Origin of the sequence: Micromonospora sp. NPDC127501 (assembly GCF_040302185.1) — a bacterium.
In the GTDB taxonomy this organism is placed as follows: domain Bacteria; phylum Actinomycetota; class Actinomycetes; order Mycobacteriales; family Micromonosporaceae; genus Micromonospora.
Genome location: NZ_JBEORJ010000001.1, coordinates 522442 through 539325 on the forward strand (window position 1 = coordinate 522442; position 16884 = coordinate 539325).

Genomic DNA, 16884 nt, shown 5'->3' on the forward strand with positions numbered 1-16884 from the left:
GATGGCGGATGCCTGACGCCACCGGCCGTTCCACAGCAGGTTCCGGCACAACCGCACTGCCGCACGTCACCACCATCCACACGCTCGGACCGACGGGAACGAACCTGGAGAAAGCCGCACACCGCTGGTTCGCCGACCGACAGCGCCCGGGCCGGGTGATCCTGCACGCCGAGGTCGAGGATGGGCTCGACGCCATGACGTTCGACGGCACCGAGGCGATTCTCGCCTGTGCCGTCTACCCGCGCCTGCACGACCTGGTGTTCGGCAACCTGCATCGGCTCACGATGGCCGACAGCTTCATCCTGGACACGTACGACATGGTCCTCGCCGCACGTCCGGGCCAGGAGTCCGTCAGCACCATCGTCACCCATCCCGCCCCCAGCTGTCTGGTGACGAATCGGGGCACGATCTCGTACGCCAGCAGCAACTCCGTGGCGGCTGCCGTCTGTGCCGCCGGGGACTACGACGCCTGCGTGACCACCGACCGGGCGGCGCGGGCCGAAGGGCTGCGAACGCTCGAGAACTTCGGCCCGGTGCCGATGGTGTTCACCCTGCACGTGGGGAAGGCCGGCGCCACGTGCTGATCATCGTCCAGCCGCTGTCGGCCGGGATCGCGCTGACGAGCCGGCTGGTCGACGCCGGCGTCCCGTGCCTGATCCCGACACAGTTCCCCGATCTGCTGCCGGCGGAGGTCCACTCCGGTGCGCGCGTCGTCGACTGGCATCCGGACCACGGCGTGCCCGCTCTGCTGGACCTCGTCGACCGGCTGGGGGTGACGCCGACCGGCGTCATCGCGGGCTTCGAGTACGCCGTCGGCGCGGCGGCCGAGCTGGCCCGCGCCCTCGCGTTGCCGGCGCTGAGCCAGGACACTGCCGAGGCCGTCCGGCAGAAGGACGTGATGCGGGAACGCTGCCTTAAGCATGGCATCACCGTCCCGGCATCGATCACGATCCCGGCCGGTGAGGTGGGCGAATGCCCCTTCGCGTTCCCGGTGGTCGTCAAGCCGGCCGACTGGGGCGGGAGCCTGATGGTGCGCCTCGTCCGGGACGCCGACGAGTACCGGCGGGCCTGCGCGGAGATCCACCGGTACGGCGAGGTCAAGTTCCACCACGATCCGCGGCGGGTCGCCCTGGTCGAGGAGTACGTCGAGGGCCCCGAGTTCTCCCTCGAAGGCTGGGTGGACACGGCCGGGCCGCACGTCGTCAGCATCACCACGAAACTCCTCAGCGCGCCGCCGCAGTTCTTCGAGATGGGCCACGTCGCCACACCGCCGCAGCGCTCGCCGCACGGACGGCTGTTGCACGAGTTCGCCGCGCAGGTGGTCGCCGCCTTCGACATCACCGTCGGGCCGTTCCACATCGAGACCCGCATCGCCGCGGACGGCCACCCGGTGCTGATCGAGGTGGGCGCTCGGCTGGCCGGCGACTGCATTCCCGAGCTGGTCATGGCGGGGCCCGGGGTGGACCTCTACCTGGCGGCGGCTGAGGCGGCTCGCGGCGGCCGCTACGTGGACCAGCCCGTTTCGTCGGTGAGCGCCGGGTTGGCCTTCGTCACCACCGATCGGCCGGGCGTCTTCGCCGGCAGTTTGTCCGGCATCGAGCCGTTCCTCGATGCCGACGAGTTCGTACGGATCGTCTTCGAGGCCGAGCGCGGCGCGGCGCTCGATCCCGATGACATCTTCCACAACCGGGTCGCCCAGGTCCATTTCGTCGGCGATCCAGGCCGGGTCGAGGACCTGGTCGGCGCCGTGCTCCGCGACGTGCGGGTTGATGTATCCGACAAGGAAGGCAGTCGATCGTGAGCAAGGACAACGATCTGGTCGTCGAGGCGACGACCGCACCTCGCTCCAAGCCGGAGGCCGACGCGCCGACGCGCCCGGGCAGCACCCTCACCGATCACGCGTACTCGATGCGGTGGAGCAAGCGGCGGTCCTGGCAGGGCATGACCATCGCCGACCGCGACGCACTGCCGTCGGTGCGGCCCACGTCCTCGGCGCTGAACTACGGGCAGGCGGTGTTCGACGACCTCGCGGCCTACCGGATGACCGACGGGTCCGTCGCGGTGTACCGCCCGGACAGCCACGTCAAGCGGTTGAACAACGGGGCCCGGCGGATGGCACTCCCGCAACTCGACTTCGACCGCGTCTGGCTCGCGATCCGCCGACTCGTGGATCTGGACTCGGCGTGGATCCCGGCGCAGCCCGGGTCGGCGCTGCTGCTGCACTCCGTTCTGGCCGGCAACGGCCCGACGCTCGAGGTCGCCCCGGCCGAGGAGTGCCTCTTCACGATCGTTGCGAGCCCGCTGGCGCGGCAGGCTCCGGCCGAGCTGCCGGTGCGGGCGATGGTGGTGAACGACTACGTCCGGGCGTGGCCGGGCGGCACTGGCGACGTCAACGCCGTCGGGAACTACGGGCCGGGGCTGGTGCCACGGGAGATCGCCGCCAACTACGACTACCACCACGTGCTGTGGGTCGGCGGCGAGCCGGAGCGCAGGGTCCAGCAGGTCGGCGCGATGAACGCGTTCTTCGTCATCGACGGCGTTCTGACCACGCCGTCCCTGGACGGCACCGTACGGCCGGGGATCACCCGCGACTCGATCATCAAGCTGGCGCGTGACGCGGGTACCAGAGTCGACGAACGGCCGGTTCCGTTGACGGAGGTGCTGCAGGGCATCGCCGACGGTCGGATCACCGAGTGCTTCGGCACCGGCACGGTCGAGGGCGTCGTCTCCATCAACGGCCTCGGCTACAACGGGGAGGAATACCGGCTGCCCGGCACCGTCGCCGTGGCGTCGCACCTCCGAGAGGTGCTCGATGGCATCCACCGCGGCGACGTGATCGACCGGTTCGGCTGGATGCGACGGCTTACCGAAGTTTCGACCGTCCACGCCTGACCACGGCAGCGCAACCATCAGGAGATCCAGATCATGGCCTACGTCGTCACCGATGCTTGCATCGGCTGCAAGTACACCGACTGCGTGGACGTCTGCCCGGTCAATTGCTTCCACGAGGGCCCGGAGATGCTCTACATCAATCCGGAGGAGTGCATCGACTGCAACGCCTGCGTTGCCGAATGCCCGCCGGAGGCGATCTGGGCCGACGTCGAACTGCCCGAGGACAAGTTCGAGTGGATCCAGATCAACGGTGAGATGAGCCAGCAGTACCCGGTCATCTACCAGAGCGACGCCAATTCCGTCAGCAAGAAGTCCGCCTCATAAGGGATGGGATCGACAGACATGACCACCACCGAGAACTCGTTCATGCTCGGTCTCGACTCGAACTTCTACCTCAAGGACGACTTCGAGAGCCCGGAGAAGCGCACCAACGTCACCTGGTTCTATCCCAAGATCTGCGGCTTCCAGGACGCGCTGCGCACCGAGCAGGAGAAGGCGGAGTACTTCTCCTTCCTGGACCGTCAGACGCACCCTCAGCAGACGGACATCCTGCTGTACTTCCACATCCCCTTCTGCGAGGCGTTCTGCAACTTCTGCGCCTGCTTCAAGGAGTCCTCGGCCAAGTACCAGGGCGAGCAGCGGGTGCGGTTCGTCAAGGCCATGGTGAAGGAGATCGAGCGCAACGCCCGCTCGGCGTACTTCCAGGGCACGAAGATCAAGTATGTCCAGTTCGGCGGGGGCACGCCGTCGGCGCTCGACCAGGAGTCGATGGCGACCATCATCCAGGCCGTGCATCGCGAGTTCGACCTGAGCGAGGTCGACGGGATCTCGCTGGAGGGCAGCCCGCTCGGCCTGTCCACGGACGGCTACATCGAGATGCTCAAGTCCCTGGGCATCACCCGCATCTCGTTCGGCGTACAGACGCTCAACGAGGAGATCCGGCGCAAGCTGACCATCAAGGCCACCGTCGAGCAGGTGTACCAGACGGCGGAGAACATCCGCAAAGCCGGGATCAGGACGTTCGCCCTGGACCTCATGTACAACCTCGCCGGTCAGACCGACGAGATTCTCGCCTCCGACATCCACGGCATCTGCGCCGAACTGCGCCCCAGCTTCGTGCAGACGTACCGGTTCAACCAGTGGGAGGGCACCCGGCTGGACAAGCAGATCCGGGCCGGCAAGGTGAGCGACGTGCTGCCGTCCGGCAGCATCGAGCGGGTCCAGTACCGCCAGATCAAGGAGAGCCTTGCCGACTACGGGTACGACAAGCAGCTCCTGATCAACTTCTTCACCCACCTCGACGAGACCGGCCCGATCGGGCTGGACCACGCCTGCGGAGGCAACGGCTACCGCGCCAGTTACACGCTGGGCATCGGTCCGGCCGCCGAGAACTACATGGGTGAGCGCAGCTACCGCAACCACACCAACGTGGACCGCTGGATCAAGGATGTCGAGGACGGCATCATCCCCATCGAGCAGGGCCGGATCTGCAGTGAGGACGAGGTCGAGAACCGGGTCATGGTGTTCTTCCCGGTCTTCGGCACCGTCCGCAAGGCGGATGTCGCCAACCTGGAAAAGTACCGCCGGGAAATCAACTGGATGGTCGACAGCGGGTACGCGATCGAGACCGACGAGGACATCACCCTCACCGAGGTCGGCCGGGAGAACGCCGGCAACATTGCCTTCCTGTTCTACTCCGACGAGGAGAAGGCGCGGGCGCGCCGCACCATGTACCTCTCGCTGAAGAACAAGCGCAACCCGTTCCACCAGGACGAGATGAACATCCCCCGGACCCCGGTCTTCCTCCAGTCCAAGCTGGCGACCCGGCCCGCCGATTCCAGCACCGGGCCGAAGGCGGGCTGACGTGACGAGCGCTGACCGGAAGACCCGCGCCGACATCGAGGATGACCTGCGGAAGATCGCGGCCGAGGTCTTCCCGAACCACGACGTCGAGCTGACCTCGAACACACCCCTGTTCAACGGCGGGCTCTCCCTGAACTCCACCCAGATGATCGAGCTGACGCTGGCCTTCGAGTCGTACTACGACATCGAGCTCGAACCGGAGTTGCTGACGGTGGAACACTTCGCCACCCTCGGCTCGCTCGCGACAATGCTCGAGGACCAGCTCAACGACGACTCCTATGTCTGATGCGGTCCGGGTCGTCCTGGTGCACGGTAACGCCGGCGCAACCATCGACGGCATCTGGTTCCCGTACCTCAAACGGGAGCTGGAGGCTCGTGGCCACAACGTCGTGGCACAGACCTTCCCCGATCCGATCAAGGGCCGGATGCGGTACTGGCTGCCCTACCTGACCGATGTCATCCGGCCGGACGACCAGACGGTCATCGTCGGGCACTCGTCAGGAGCCCTGACCGCACTGCGGTACGCGGAGTCGGCGCCGCTGCTGGGCACCTTCGTGGTGGCCGGACACCACACCGACTGCGGCTTCGAACTCGAACGGCGCAGTGGATTCTTCGACCGACCATGGGACTGGGCGGCGATCAGGCGGAATCAGCGCTTCATCGTCCAGTTCCACTCGACGGACGATCCGTGGGTCCCCGTCGACGTGGCCCGGGAGCTGCACCGGCTGACCGGCAGCCGGCTGACCCTGATGGAGGGGATGGGCCACTTCGGGTCCTACGACCAGAAGTTGGACACCTTCCCGGAACTGCTGGAGGCGGTGTGCCAGCAACTCGCGACGGTCGACCGGTGACCGGTGGCCCGCTCCGCTTCGCCGACGAGGTCCTCGATCGCCGCCACGACGACGACGCCGTGGCGGTGGTCGACCTGGCCACCGACGAACAGGTGTCCTATCGGACGCTGGCCCGGCGCACCCAGGCGCTGACCGACCTGCTGGCTCCCCTCGTCGGGCGGCACGGCACCGTCGCGATGGTGATGGACAAGTCCATCGACTCCGTGGTCTGCATGTTGGCGGCGCTCCGGCTCGGCGCGCGGTACGTCCCCGTCGACGAGTCGTTGCCACCGGCCCGGACGGCCCTGCTGTTCGCCAGATGCCGTCCGACGGTGACAGTGGCGCATCCGCAGCATCTCGGGCTGGTCGCCGAGGCTGCGGCCGGCACCCTGGTGGTCACCGGTGACTCCTGGAACGTGTGGGCTGAGGCCGACTACCGGCCGTCGGCGTACCGGGACAGGACGCCGGACGACCAGGCGTACGTCATCTTCACGTCGGGTTCGACCGGCGGCCCGAAGGGCGTCATGATCAGCCACCGCAGTCTGTGCGCGCTACTCGAAGGCGTACAGGAGGTGGTCGGTTTCCCGGAACGGATGCGTTACCTGAACGTGGCGCCGTTGTTCTTCGACGCGTCGGTGGTCGACCTGTACTCCACCTTCCTGGTCGGCGGTGCCGTGCACCTGCTGCCCCGGCTGTCGATGGCCGGCCAGGTCACGCAGGCGTGCGAGCAGTGGCGCATCACCGATGTGTTGCTGGTGCCCTCGGTCATCCGGATGCTCCTCGGGCGGTTCAGCGACATCGACCGCCGCGACCTGAGCTCGTTGCGGCGCCTGTGGTTCGGCGGCGAGTCGTGCCCGACCTCGCTCCTGCGGGCCCTGGACAAGAAGGTCCCAGGTCTGACCTACGTGCACGGTTACGGTCCGACCGAGACCACGCACAGCGCCACCCTCTACCTGACCGACGACATCGCCAGCCACCACGACGAGTACCTGCCGATCGGGACGCCGCTGCCCGCCGTCGACGTCCTGATCGTCGACGACGACCTGCGACCGGTGCCCGACGGCGATACGGGTGAGCTGCTCATCGGCGGCCCCCAGGTCATGCTGGGCTACTGCGAGGAGCCGGCGAAGACAGACCAGGTGCTGATCAGCCGCGGCTCCCCCGAGGTCCGGTACTACCGGTCGGGCGACTTCGTCCGGCGCGCCGGTGACGGGCAGCTCGTCTTCGTCGGCCGCCGCGACGACGCCGTGAAGATCGCCGGAAACCTCGTGCACACCTCCGAGGTCGAAGCCGCCGCGCTCGCCGTGGACTGGGTGGTCGACTGTTGCGCGGTGGTGACCCAGCACCGCCTCGCCGGCCGGGCCATCACCCTCTTTGTCCTCGGCGCCGACCGGTCCGGAGCCGAAACGGAACTGGCTGCCGCGCTCGCCCGGGTGTTGCCGCCGTACATGGTCCCGGCCGAGATCGTCCTGATCGACGAGGGAGACGTCGGCCTGACGCCGACCGGGAAACTCGACCGGGGCCGCCTGCGCGAACTGGTGGCGTCCGATGATCGATGACGAGATCGCCGCGTTCACCGGGCGGGGTGTGCTGACCGTCGTCCCACGGGCGGCGTCCGGGCGCACCGTCGCCGACGACCCCGCCGAGCTGCTCCGTCACCCTGTCGAGGAGTTCCTTCCCGCGCCGGCCACCGTCGACCGGGTCGCCGAGGCGCTCACCCGGGAAGGCCTGGCGATCGAGGCGCGAACCGACGTGGGCCTGACGGTCAGCGGCGAGCAAAGCCTGCTCCGGGACGTCTTCGGCAGCGTCGTGGCCGTGGTACGCAACAAGTACATCCGCGATTCCCCGCGGTACGAACTCGTGGCGCGGGGCCCGCTGCGCTCCCGGGTGTGCACCGACCTCATCGGTGCGGTCTCGGCACCGCGATCCGGATTCGAGCTGACCGCGACCGTGTCGCCGCCGGTGCTGCGCGGACGCGGGCACCATCTCAACCTTCCCGACGACGCGGTCCGAGTGGCCGGCGCCGAAGAACTCCACGCCGCCGGCATCCGCGGCCAGGGCGTCCGGGTCGTCATGGTCGACACCGGCCTCTACGACCATCCGCATCACCGGCAGCACGGCTACCGGACCTCGGTCGTGGCCGTGCTGCCGCAGCTCGATCCCGCTGTCGACGAACGCGGTCACGGCACAGCGATGTCGGCGTTGCTCCTGGCGGTGGCCCCCGACGTGTCCCTCACGATGGTCAAGATGGCCACCGAGGGCTTCTCGTTTCCCGTCGCCGCGTTCCAGCGGGCGGTGCAGCTGGAACCTGACGTCATTTCCTGCAGCTGGGGCACCCTGCGCTCGGAACCCCATCTGCATCTCGAGGTCGCCAACGCGATCCGGCGGGGCTGCACAGTGCTGTTCGCCGCGGGTAACGGCTCGACCGACCGGCCGACAGCGATGTTCCAGTCCGTCGCCACCCCTGGTGCGATCACCGTCGGCGGGGTGCACATCGGCCCCGACGGCGCGCTGCGGGCCGCCGACCTGGCCTCCAGCTACCGCTCGGCAATCTTCCCCGGACGGGCCGTGCCGGACGTGTCCGGCCCGTGCGGCATGTTGCCCAACGGCAACTACATCCTGTTCCCGACCCAGCCCGGTTGCCTGTTCGACCGCCGAAACAGCAAGTACGACGGTACGGGGGCGGACGACGGCTGGCTCGTTTCGAGCGGCACGTCAGGTGCCACGGCGTACGCCGCCGGCGTGGTGGCACTGGCGATTCAGCAGGGCCGGGCGAGCACTGTGGAATCGTTGGCCGCGGACTGCGTGCCGGTTACGCAGGGCCGTTCCATCACCGGGGACGAGTGCGGCGGAGCGAGCCCGAACCCGGCCACCGGCCATGGTTTGCTCACCGCGCACCGATTGGACGGGGCTGTCGCCGCTGATCGACCGCTGTTACGCTCCTCGATGGACAGACGGGGGATCTCTGCGTGAATGGACCATTGCGTACCGCCGCCAGAGAGCCCCAGACGACAGACATCCGGCCGCATCAGATCGTGCGCTTCGTCGGTGGCCGCGGGGTGGCGGCGCTGGCCGACCAGTTTCTGCTGTTCGCCATCCCGTTGCTGGTCTTCAAGACCACCGGCAGTGTCGCCGCGAGCGGGCTCGTCTTCCTGGTCGAGTGGCTTCCGCGGGTCATCTTCGTCCCCGTCGCCGGGGTGCTCGCCGACCGGGTCGACGGCTACCGGCTCTACCTGATCGCCGACAGCGTCCGAGCGTTCCTCGCCGCGGCCGCGTTCGCCGCCGTTCTGGCCTGGCCGGACGCTACGGTGGTGACGCTGAGCGTTCTTGCCGCATCCATGTCCCTGGCCAGTGCCCAGGCGTACATCGCGATGGAGACCACCCTCCCCCGGTTCGTGCCCGCCGAGCACATGGTGCGGGCCCAGTCCGTCATTCAGGGCACCGAGCAGGCGAGCACGGTGCTCGGGCCGGCCCTCGCGGTCCTACTGGCCACCCTGTTGGGAACGACCGATCTCCTGCTGGTGACCGGGGTGCTGTTCGCGCTCACCGCACTCAACGTCCTGACGCTGCGCGGCAGCCTGAGCAGTGCGGTCACCAATGCGGAGCCCACGACGGTACGCGGAGTGCTGGCCTCGGTGGTCGAGGGCGGGCGGACCCTGTTCAAGCTCCCCCCGATGGTGGGCCTGGTCGGGCTGACGATGATGGTGAACCTCATGGTCGGTGTCGGCATGGCGACCAGCGCCGCCATCACCACCGGCACCTTCGGCAAGCCCGACCGCTACTTCGGCGTTCTGTCCTTCGCCGAAGGCGTGCTCTCCCTGTTGATCTTCTTCATCATCCCGCGACTGTCCCGGCGTGTCAGCCCGCTGGTCGCCATCCTGGGCACGTTCGTGATCATCTGCCTGGGCGGGCTCGCGATCAGCCAGGCGAACTCGTTCACCCAGTTCGCCATCGGTTACACGATGCTGATCGGCACTGTCGGCATCCTGAACGTCTTCATCCGCGCCGAGCGGGTCCGTCGCATTCCCCGCGAGCACCTCGGCAAGACGATCGGCCTCATCGTCCTGCTGAACCAGGTCTCCCTGCCGATCTCGGGTTTCGTCGTCGCCGTCTTCGCCACCGCGCACGGCCCGCAGGCCGTACTACTCGGTGCGGTGCTCGGATCCGTCCTCATCGCCGTTCTGTTGCTCCCACTGGTCCTTCAACTGAGGTATCCCCATGCGCATCCTGATCCTGCACCGAATCACCGATGACATCATCCGCTACGCGGATGGCCTCGACTTCGACGCCCACGAGGTGACGTTCATCGGTACGGCCGAGCGCATGGCGACACTGCCCGCACGGTTGCCCGGCACACGGATCGAACGGCCCGGGACCGGCGCCACGGAGACCGAGGTGGTGACGGCGCTCGCCGGGCAGCCGCGACCCGACCTGCTCATCGCCCAGTCCGAGTTCGACCTGATCGCCGCGGCCCGCATCCGGGAGGCGCTGGGTGTGCCCGGCCCACGCGAGGCCGACGTGCTTCCCGTACGGGACAAGGTCATGATGAAGGCCGCCGCCTCCCGGGCGGGTCTGCGTGTGCCGCGCTACCTCCCGCTGACCTCGGCCCTCGCCGGAGCCGCCATCGGCTGGTCGGGCAGGACGGTTCTCAAACCGCTCGACGGCGCATCCAGCCAGGACGTACGCGTATTCGACACCGCCGAAGCGGCCCTCGATGCGGTACGCCGCGACGGCCTGCCCTCCGACGCGGACCCGAGTGGCTTCGAGATCGAGGAGTTCGTCAGCGGCCCGATCATCCACGTCGACGGGCTGGCCGTCGACGGCACACCGGTCACGCTCCAGGCCAGCCGCTACGTCGGCACCTGCCTCGGGTACGCCGAGGGCAGCCCGCTCGGCTCGGTGCAGACGGACACCCCGCCTGCCGTCGTGGAGTGGACCACCGCCTGCCTACGGGCCGTCGGCATCACCACGAGCCTGTTCCACCTCGAAGGCATCGAGACGCCCGACGGCCTGGTCTTCCTCGAGGTGGCCAGCAGGTTTGGCGGGGCCGGCGTGGCCGACACCTTCGAACTGGCGACCGGCGTGCACATGCCGTCGGTGCAACTGCGGGCCCTCTCGACGCCCGGTGCGTCCGCCCCCGAGGCGCGCGACGCCGGCCCGGACGCCCGGTACGGCTGGTTCATCTTCCCCGGTCACACAGTGGGCGGGAGGTTCTGCACGATCAAGGGTGCGGACGAGTTCCAACATAGCCCGCTGACCTGGCGCTGGGTGCAGCGCACCGAGGACGAGCCGGTCAGTCAGGCCCTCAGCTACGCCGAGTACGACGTACCCATCGCCGGTATCGTCGGCCCGGCACCCACTGCCGTGCTCGAGCAGTTCCTGCGGGACATGTTCGCCTCGATCAAGGTCACCGCTGCCGACAAGGCGGCCAACCATGTCTGAGCTGCTGCTGGTCGGGGTCGGCTTCATGGGCAGGCCCTACCTCACCGCCGCGCGACGGCTGGGTCTGCAGGTGGCAGCCGTGGAGGGCGCGTCCCGAGCCGCCGACACGGCCGAGCTCGTCGACCACATCCGGGTGGCCCCCGGCAACCACGACGAGCAGTGGGCCCAGGGAACCTGGGCCGCCGCGGCTGACCGCAGGCCGGCGGGAGTGGTGGCGTTCACCGAGAACAACGTGCTCGGCGCGGCCCTGTTGCAGGACCGGCTCGGCCTTCCCGGCCCGTCCCTGCACGCCGCGACCATCTCCCGCAACAAGGCCCTGCAGAGGGGCCTGTTCGCGGCGGCGGGCATCCGCCAACCCGAGTACCTGATGACCGACGATCTGGAATCGGCGCGCGAATGGGCCACGGCCCGCCTGCCGGTTGTCGTGAAGCCACTGTCCTCCGCAGGAAGCGAGGGAGTGGAACTGGTCGAGGACGTGAACGCCTTCCAGGACGCGGTAGCACGCCGAAACCACGAGGGTCCGCTCCTGGTGGAGACGGCGGTCGACGGCCCGGAATACAGCTGGGAGGCCCTGCTCAGCGAGGGAAAGGTGTGGCTGGCCAACCTCACCGCCAAGGAGACCGCCGAGCCGCCCCACTTCGTCGAGATCGCGCATCGCACCGGCATCCAGCTCGACGAGGAGGCCGCCGCCGAGGTGACGGAATTCTGCACCGCCGTGGTGGCCGCGCTCGGCATGCGCACCGGCATCGTGCACCTCGAGTTCCGGCTCGCCGCCGACGGGCCGACCCTGATGGAGATCGCCGTCCGAACCCCCGGCGACTACCTGATGGATCTGCTCAGCCTCACCTACGGGCTGGACTGGTTCGAGATGGTCGTCCGGCTCGCCATGGCGATGCCCCTGCCCGAACCACCGCCACGCCCCGTCGCGTACGCGGCGAGCTACCTCCCCGTCGCGCCGCCCGGCATCCTGGTCGAGATGCGGGGCATGGCCGAGATCGAAGCACACCCGGCCTTCGTCAGGTGCGGCTGGTGGAAGAACCCCGGCGACGCCGTGCCGGCGGCCACCTGGAGCGCCGAACGCGCTGGCTACCTCATCGTCTCGGCCGAGACCCCGGCGCTCCGCGACGAAGCGCTGGAGTTCGTCCGCAAGACGCTGACCATCGTCAGCCGCCCAGGCTGAATCGCCGAGACGCCGTTCAGGGACCGTGACCACGGCTGTCAAGGGCCGGTCCCGGACGGCCGGCGCAGCAGCCTGTGGCTGGCCGGCAGTGCCGGGACCGGCACCTCGAAGGTCAGGGCCGGAGCCACCAGGGGCTGGTGTAGGCCACCGCGAAGTCGTTACACGGGTGGCCGGCCGGGCCGGGGGTGCCGTTGGGTAGGGACGGGTCGGAGATCCGGAGCACCACCCAGTCGCCGTCGGTGACGTCGAGCGGCACTGTGAAGTCGGTGACCTGGCCGTTGACGGTGTCGATGACGTCGACGACGGTCGGCGCCGAGGTGCCGGGACGGAGGACCTGGATCCGCAGGGGTTTGCCGTCCCAGGCCGAGCCGCGGTCCAGATCCAGCAGGAACCGAACGTCGCCGGAGGCCACGTTCAGCACGCCACCCATGCGTACGCCGTTGGCGGTGGCGTCCACCCGTAGGCCCGAGACGCGCGTGGCGAAGGAACGGCGAGCGGCCATCGCCTCGAACACCGCCGCGCGGGTGTTCTCGGCGACCCACAGGCCGCTGCGGCCCTTGCCCTCGTGGAAGCCCCAACTGGTGCCGTGCTCGTCGGTGACACCGGTCAGAGCCGGCCGCCAACCGGCGTTCAGGCAGGCCACCAGCGGTGACGTCGCACCCGACGACCAGCCCTCGAAGAGGAAGTCGTCGGTCCGGTTGAACATCTCCAGCCCCACGAGCTGATCGCGGACCGAGGCGTTCAAGGAGAAGTTGTTGAACCGGCCCGCCTCCCGACCGGGGTGGTTGAAGCTCGCCAGACCCCCGGGCCGGCCGGCGAGCCAGTTGTACAGGCTGCCGGGGCTGCCGGCCCGCAACAGGTCGGCGAAGTCAGAGGTGTTCCAGACGTTGATGTGCCCCTGCAACGGATGCGACCACTCGAACCCGCGGATCGCTGTGAACTGGCCCGGGTCGTTGGCCGCGTTGGCCAGGTCACCGGTGGTCCGCCACTCGGACGAGCTGAGCCCGTCAATGGCGAAGAGGGTGGCGTGATCGGTCAGCGCGGCGACGTCCAGACCGGCCTCGCGCATCGAGGCGAACGCGGCCTCGGCGCTGCCGTCACCGTCCGACATGACCGTGTGGTTGTGCATGTCGGTGTGGACCAGCATCGTGCCCTGGGTGATCAGGGATGACCGGCCGGCACCGGCCGCAGCGGTCGGGGCGCCGGCCATCGTCGTGTTGGTCGCCCTGGCGGCGGTCGGTAGCGCGGCCAGCATCAGCGTTCCGCCGGCACCGGCCAGAAGCGCCCGCCGGCCGAGGCCTGCCGGGGTCTCCACCTGACCGTAGGGCACGTCGTCGTCGGATCCGTGGTCGTGATGGCAGTGGTGCGGGTGATGTCCAGTCATAGTCATATACATGTTGGTGGATCTGGCTGCGACGTCACAGCTGTTCGTCTGTCAGGCGAACAGTGCGGTACGCGGAGTGAGCGGGTTTCGAGTGCTGCCGCTGGATCCCCGGTCGTTGCGCCATCGACCCTGACCACGCTCCCCCACCAGCCGGCCGACTACTCCCCCAACTTCCCGGTATCTGTAAACAACCCTTGATAATAACTCTCACGAACGTCAATATGTGGAGGTCGCGGGTCATCGAAGCCTGGGGAGTGAGCCATGAGAAGCCGTCGAATTTTCGCAGTGGTAGCCGGGGCGGCGATGACCGTCACGGCCGCCGTCGCCTTCGTCCCCAGCAGCATGGCGGCCGGGCCCTCGGCCAACGCCGTCCCGATGGTCGCCTGCACCGCCCCCACCTGGACCGAGGGCCCCACCTACCAGGCGGGCGCCCAGGTCACCTACAGCGGCCGGCTCTACCAGGCACTGGTCACCCACACCGCGCACCCCGGCGCCGGCTGGAACCCCGCCTCGACCCCATCGCTCTGGCGTGACCTCGGCGCGTGCGCGGGAACCACACCGCCGCCCACCACACCGCCCCCCACGACCCCGCCGCCCACCACGCCACCACCGACCACACCTCCCCCCACCACGCCGCCGCCAAGCGGTGGGACCTGCGCGGTGAAGTCGCGGCCCACCGGCAAGGTGTTGCAGGGCTACTGGGAGAACTGGGACGGGGCCGCCAACGGCGTACATCCCGGCCTCGGCTGGATCCCGATCACCGACAGCCGGCTCAACCAGCACGGCTACAACGTGATCAACGCGGCGTTCCCGGTGATCCGCTCGGACGGCACGGTCCTCTGGGAGAACGGCATGGACGCCGGCGTGAAGGTGGCCACTCCGGCCGAGATGTGCCAGGCCAAAGCGGCCGGCGCCACCATCCTGATGTCAATCGGCGGAGCCGCAGCGGGCATCGACCTGAGTTCCGCCGCCGTCGCCGACCGGTTCATCGCGACGATCGTGCCGATCCTGACGGCCTACCACTTCGACGGCATCGACATCGACATCGAGACCGGCCTGACCGGCAGCGGCAACATCAACACCCTGTCCACCTCGCAGGCCAACCTGATCCGGATCATCGACGGCGTACTGGCCCGGATGCCGTCGAACTTCGGCCTGACCATGGCACCGGAGACGGCCTACGTCACCGGCGGCAGTGTGGTCTACGGCTCGATCTGGGGCTCGTACCTGCCGATCATCAAGAAGTACGTGGACAACGGCCGGCTCTGGTGGCTGAACATGCAGTACTACAACGGCAGCATGTACGGCTGCGCCGGCGACTCGTACCCGGCGGGCACCGTGCAGGGCTTCACCGTGCAGACGCAGTGCCTGAACAACGGGCTCACCATCCAGGGCACCACCATCCGGGTCCCGTACGACAAGCAGGTCCCGGGCCTGCCGGCGCAGACCGGTGCGGGCGGCGGCTACATGTCGACGTCACTGGTCACGCAGGCCTGGAACTCCGTTCCCGGCCTGAAGGGCCTGATGACCTGGTCGGCGAACTGGGACGGGTCGAAGGGCTGGACCTTCGGCGACAACGTGAAGCGCCTGCAGGGCCGCTGACGGGTGACGGCGCCGGGCAGCAGACCGCGTCGCTGCCGTACGTGGACCTGACGCGTGAGGCCGCGACCGTGGCGGCGGTCGCGTTCCTCGCGTCGGCTGTCGGCTGGCGGCATTCGCCGCGCGGGGTCGGCAGTCCGCTCGCCGCACCGATGCTGCTGCTCGGGATGACGGTGGTGGCGCTGCTGCCGGCCCCGGTGGCGCTACTCGTCGGCGTGGGCGACGGCTGGGGCGCCGCCCACGACCGCTGGACTTACCTGTTGGCGGGGACTCTGTTGGCGGCCGCCGGGGTGCTCACCGTCCGCAGGTAGAGACCCTCTCAGGAGTCGCCAACGCATGCCCCGCAGTGCTGTCCACATGATCAGGAATCTCACCCTCGTGGCGGTCGCCGGTGGTGGAGGTTCCGGTTGGCTCGAACATCAGAATCGAGCCGCCCGGCGAGGAAGGCTTGTGTTCGGTGCCCTTGGGAACCACGAACGTGTCGCCCTGGCGCAGGACGACGGTGTGTTCCTGACCGTCCGCGTCGCGGTAGGCGACATGGAACTGGCCGTCCAGGACCAGGAAGAATTCGTCGGTGTCCTCGTGGACGTGCCAGACGTGCTCGCCCCGGGTGTGGGCGATCCGCACGTCATAATCGTTTGTCCGGGTCACGATCCGTGGGCTGTAGATGTCGTCGAACGACGCAAGCGCCTCGGACAGGTTCACGACGGTCAGGTTGACGGGAGTGATCGACATGAGCCGAGCCTCCACCGCGGCCGCCGCGCCGGTCTTGGACGTTCTTGACGCCGACGGGACACGACCGCCCGGTTGCCGAGTCCGGGCCTGGAGGCCACGAGTCCCAGGGATCAGCGAGGTTTTTCACGCCCAGATCGTCGACTACGCCTACCCGCTGCATGCCCACGACACCTGGACGGTGCTGATCCTCGACGCTGGCGCCATACGCTACGACCTCGACAGCCGCCACTGCGCGGTAAGCGGCGCCGACTATGTCGCTGTCCTGCCACCCGGAGTGGTCCACGACGGCCGCCCCGCCGCCAACGCGCCCGGCTTCCGCAAACGCAACCTGTACCTCGACCCGACCTTCCTACCCGCCAGTCTGATCGGCTCCGCCGTCGACCACACCACTTTCCGCGACGGGCCACTGCGTCGAGCCCTCGCCGGGCTCCACCAGGTCCTTGACGCCGACGAGGACCCGCTGAACGCCGAAGCCAGGCTGGCCATGATCGAGCAACGGCTCACCGACCACCTGGCCGCCGCCCCTTCCACGTCCACACGTCCGGAGCCGCAGGTCGCCCGCGCGCTGAGGGCGCTGCTCGACGAGCACACGGTGGAGGCTGTCAGCCTTGCGGCCGCCGCTCGCCTCCTGGACCGGTCGGTACCTCACGTGGTCCGCAGCTTCGGCCAGGCTTTCGGGATCAGTCCGCACGCCTACATCATCGGTCGACGGGTCGAGGCCGCCCGCAAACTACTCCTCGCCGGCATCCCGCCGGCCGAAGTGGCGATCACCGTCGGCTTCTGCGACCAGGCCCACCTGACCCGGCACTTTCGCCGACACACCTCCACCACCCCGGCCCGATACGCCTCCGTCACCGGGAGCCGCGCTGCGTCAATCTGACGTCAAAGCTCATGAAGAAAGACCAAGGGAGTACGCCGGGAGTGTGGCCCCAACGGCGTGGTGGGCGCGGCGAGACGCT

The 16884-nt window shown here is 68.7% G+C and carries 17 protein-coding genes; 15 read left to right on the forward strand and 2 right to left on the reverse strand.

Annotated features, from left to right (window positions below; all coding sequences use genetic code 11):
* Positions 1–8: 8 nt before the first annotated feature.
* From ABTW72_RS02310 to ABTW72_RS02365, 12 genes are read left to right on the forward strand one after another with little or no spacing between them, the layout of a single operon-like run.
* Positions 9–584 carry a type 2 periplasmic-binding domain-containing protein gene (locus tag ABTW72_RS02310; RefSeq protein ID WP_112620545.1) on the forward strand — a complete coding sequence of 192 codons (576 nt, stop codon included), beginning with the start codon at positions 9–11 and terminating at the stop codon, positions 582–584.
* Positions 578–1801 carry an ATP-grasp domain-containing protein gene (locus tag ABTW72_RS02315; RefSeq protein ID WP_350853176.1) on the forward strand — a complete coding sequence of 408 codons (1224 nt, stop codon included), beginning with the start codon at positions 578–580 and terminating at the stop codon, positions 1799–1801. The genes ABTW72_RS02310 and ABTW72_RS02315 overlap by 7 nt, the downstream gene beginning before the upstream one ends.
* On the forward strand, positions 1798–2892 hold the full coding sequence (locus tag ABTW72_RS02320; protein ID WP_350853178.1) for an aminotransferase class IV: 1095 nt from the start codon (positions 1798–1800) through the stop codon (positions 2890–2892). Before ABTW72_RS02315 ends, ABTW72_RS02320 begins: the two co-directional genes overlap by 4 nt.
* A gap of 33 nt (positions 2893–2925) precedes the next feature.
* Positions 2926–3216, forward strand: coding sequence for a 4Fe-4S dicluster domain-containing protein (locus ABTW72_RS02325; RefSeq protein WP_124853626.1), 291 nt, complete (start codon positions 2926–2928; stop codon positions 3214–3216).
* Positions 3217–3234: 18 nt separating this feature from the next.
* A complete protein-coding gene (locus ABTW72_RS02330) occupies positions 3235–4755 on the forward strand; it encodes a coproporphyrinogen-III oxidase family protein (RefSeq protein WP_091404976.1) in 1521 nt (506 codons plus the stop codon).
* A gap of 1 nt (position 4756) precedes the next feature.
* Positions 4757–5041, forward strand: coding sequence for an acyl carrier protein (locus ABTW72_RS02335; protein WP_091404973.1), 285 nt, complete (start codon positions 4757–4759; stop codon positions 5039–5041).
* A complete protein-coding gene (locus ABTW72_RS02340) occupies positions 5034–5606 on the forward strand; it encodes an RBBP9/YdeN family alpha/beta hydrolase (RefSeq protein WP_112620537.1) in 573 nt (190 codons plus the stop codon). Before ABTW72_RS02335 ends, ABTW72_RS02340 begins: the two co-directional genes overlap by 8 nt.
* Positions 5603–7144, forward strand: a complete 1542-nt coding sequence (locus ABTW72_RS02345; protein ID WP_350853183.1) for an amino acid adenylation domain-containing protein — start codon at positions 5603–5605, stop codon at positions 7142–7144. The genes ABTW72_RS02340 and ABTW72_RS02345 overlap by 4 nt, the downstream gene beginning before the upstream one ends.
* Complete coding sequence (locus ABTW72_RS02350; RefSeq protein WP_350853186.1) at positions 7134–8558, forward strand: S8 family serine peptidase; 1425 nt, start codon at positions 7134–7136, stop codon at positions 8556–8558. The genes ABTW72_RS02345 and ABTW72_RS02350 overlap by 11 nt, the downstream gene beginning before the upstream one ends.
* On the forward strand, positions 8555–9838 hold the full coding sequence (locus tag ABTW72_RS02355) for an MFS transporter (RefSeq protein WP_350853189.1): 1284 nt from the start codon (positions 8555–8557) through the stop codon (positions 9836–9838). The genes ABTW72_RS02350 and ABTW72_RS02355 overlap by 4 nt, the downstream gene beginning before the upstream one ends.
* The gene (locus tag ABTW72_RS02360) at positions 9804–11027 is read left to right on the forward strand and encodes an ATP-grasp domain-containing protein (protein WP_350853192.1); all 1224 of its coding nucleotides are present in this window, start codon (positions 9804–9806) and stop codon (positions 11025–11027) included. The genes ABTW72_RS02355 and ABTW72_RS02360 overlap by 35 nt, the downstream gene beginning before the upstream one ends.
* Positions 11020–12207: an ATP-grasp domain-containing protein gene (locus ABTW72_RS02365; RefSeq protein WP_350853194.1), complete on the forward strand. Its 1188-nt coding sequence runs from the start codon at positions 11020–11022 to the stop codon at positions 12205–12207. Before ABTW72_RS02360 ends, ABTW72_RS02365 begins: the two co-directional genes overlap by 8 nt.
* A 112-nt stretch (positions 12208–12319) precedes the next feature.
* On the opposite strand, the gene ABTW72_RS02370 is transcribed toward ABTW72_RS02365, so the two are convergent.
* Positions 12320–13537, reverse strand: coding sequence for a CehA/McbA family metallohydrolase (locus tag ABTW72_RS02370; protein ID WP_350853197.1), 1218 nt, complete (start codon positions 13535–13537; stop codon positions 12320–12322).
* 315 nt (positions 13538–13852) lie between these two features.
* Here ABTW72_RS02370 and ABTW72_RS02375 point away from each other — a divergent pair, with 315 nt between their 5' ends.
* Both ABTW72_RS02375 and ABTW72_RS02380 read left to right on the forward strand, forming a co-directional pair.
* Positions 13853–15193 carry a carbohydrate-binding protein gene (locus tag ABTW72_RS02375; RefSeq protein WP_350853200.1) on the forward strand — a complete coding sequence of 447 codons (1341 nt, stop codon included), beginning with the start codon at positions 13853–13855 and terminating at the stop codon, positions 15191–15193.
* Between the two features lie 41 nt (positions 15194–15234).
* Positions 15235–15501: a hypothetical protein gene (locus ABTW72_RS02380; protein ID WP_350853202.1), complete on the forward strand. Its 267-nt coding sequence runs from the start codon at positions 15235–15237 to the stop codon at positions 15499–15501.
* Here the strand turns inward: ABTW72_RS02380 and ABTW72_RS02385 are convergent.
* A complete protein-coding gene (locus ABTW72_RS02385; RefSeq protein WP_350853205.1) occupies positions 15485–15925 on the reverse strand; it encodes a cupin domain-containing protein in 441 nt (146 codons plus the stop codon). The genes ABTW72_RS02380 and ABTW72_RS02385 overlap by 17 nt on opposite strands.
* Here ABTW72_RS02385 and ABTW72_RS02390 point away from each other — a divergent pair.
* Positions 15924–16805, forward strand: a complete 882-nt coding sequence (locus tag ABTW72_RS02390; protein WP_350853208.1) for a helix-turn-helix domain-containing protein — start codon at positions 15924–15926, stop codon at positions 16803–16805. The genes ABTW72_RS02385 and ABTW72_RS02390 overlap by 2 nt on opposite strands.
* The last annotated feature ends 79 nt before the right edge of the window (positions 16806–16884 follow it).

Bases quoted from the DNA above. Each gene is read 5' to 3' on its own strand.
- ABTW72_RS02310 (WP_112620545.1), top strand. From the start codon at position 9: ATGCCTGACGCCACCGGCCGTTCCACAGCAGGTTCCGGCACAACCGCA.
- ABTW72_RS02325 (WP_124853626.1), top strand. From the start codon at position 2,926: ATGGCCTACGTCGTCACCGATGCTTGCATCGGCTGCAAGTACACCGAC.
- ABTW72_RS02330 (WP_091404976.1), top strand. From the start codon at position 3,235: ATGACCACCACCGAGAACTCGTTCATGCTCGGTCTCGACTCGAACTTC.
- ABTW72_RS02340 (WP_112620537.1), top strand. From the start codon at position 5,034: ATGTCTGATGCGGTCCGGGTCGTCCTGGTGCACGGTAACGCCGGCGCA.
- ABTW72_RS02350 (WP_350853186.1), top strand. From the start codon at position 7,134: ATGATCGATGACGAGATCGCCGCGTTCACCGGGCGGGGTGTGCTGACC.
- ABTW72_RS02360 (WP_350853192.1), top strand. From the start codon at position 9,804: ATGCGCATCCTGATCCTGCACCGAATCACCGATGACATCATCCGCTAC.
- ABTW72_RS02365 (WP_350853194.1), top strand. From the start codon at position 11,020: ATGTCTGAGCTGCTGCTGGTCGGGGTCGGCTTCATGGGCAGGCCCTAC.
- ABTW72_RS02375 (WP_350853200.1), top strand. From the start codon at position 13,853: ATGAGAAGCCGTCGAATTTTCGCAGTGGTAGCCGGGGCGGCGATGACC.
- ABTW72_RS02390 (WP_350853208.1), top strand. From the start codon at position 15,924: ATGAGCCGAGCCTCCACCGCGGCCGCCGCGCCGGTCTTGGACGTTCTT.
- ABTW72_RS02385 (WP_350853205.1), bottom strand. From the start codon at position 15,925: ATGTCGATCACTCCCGTCAACCTGACCGTCGTGAACCTGTCCGAGGCG.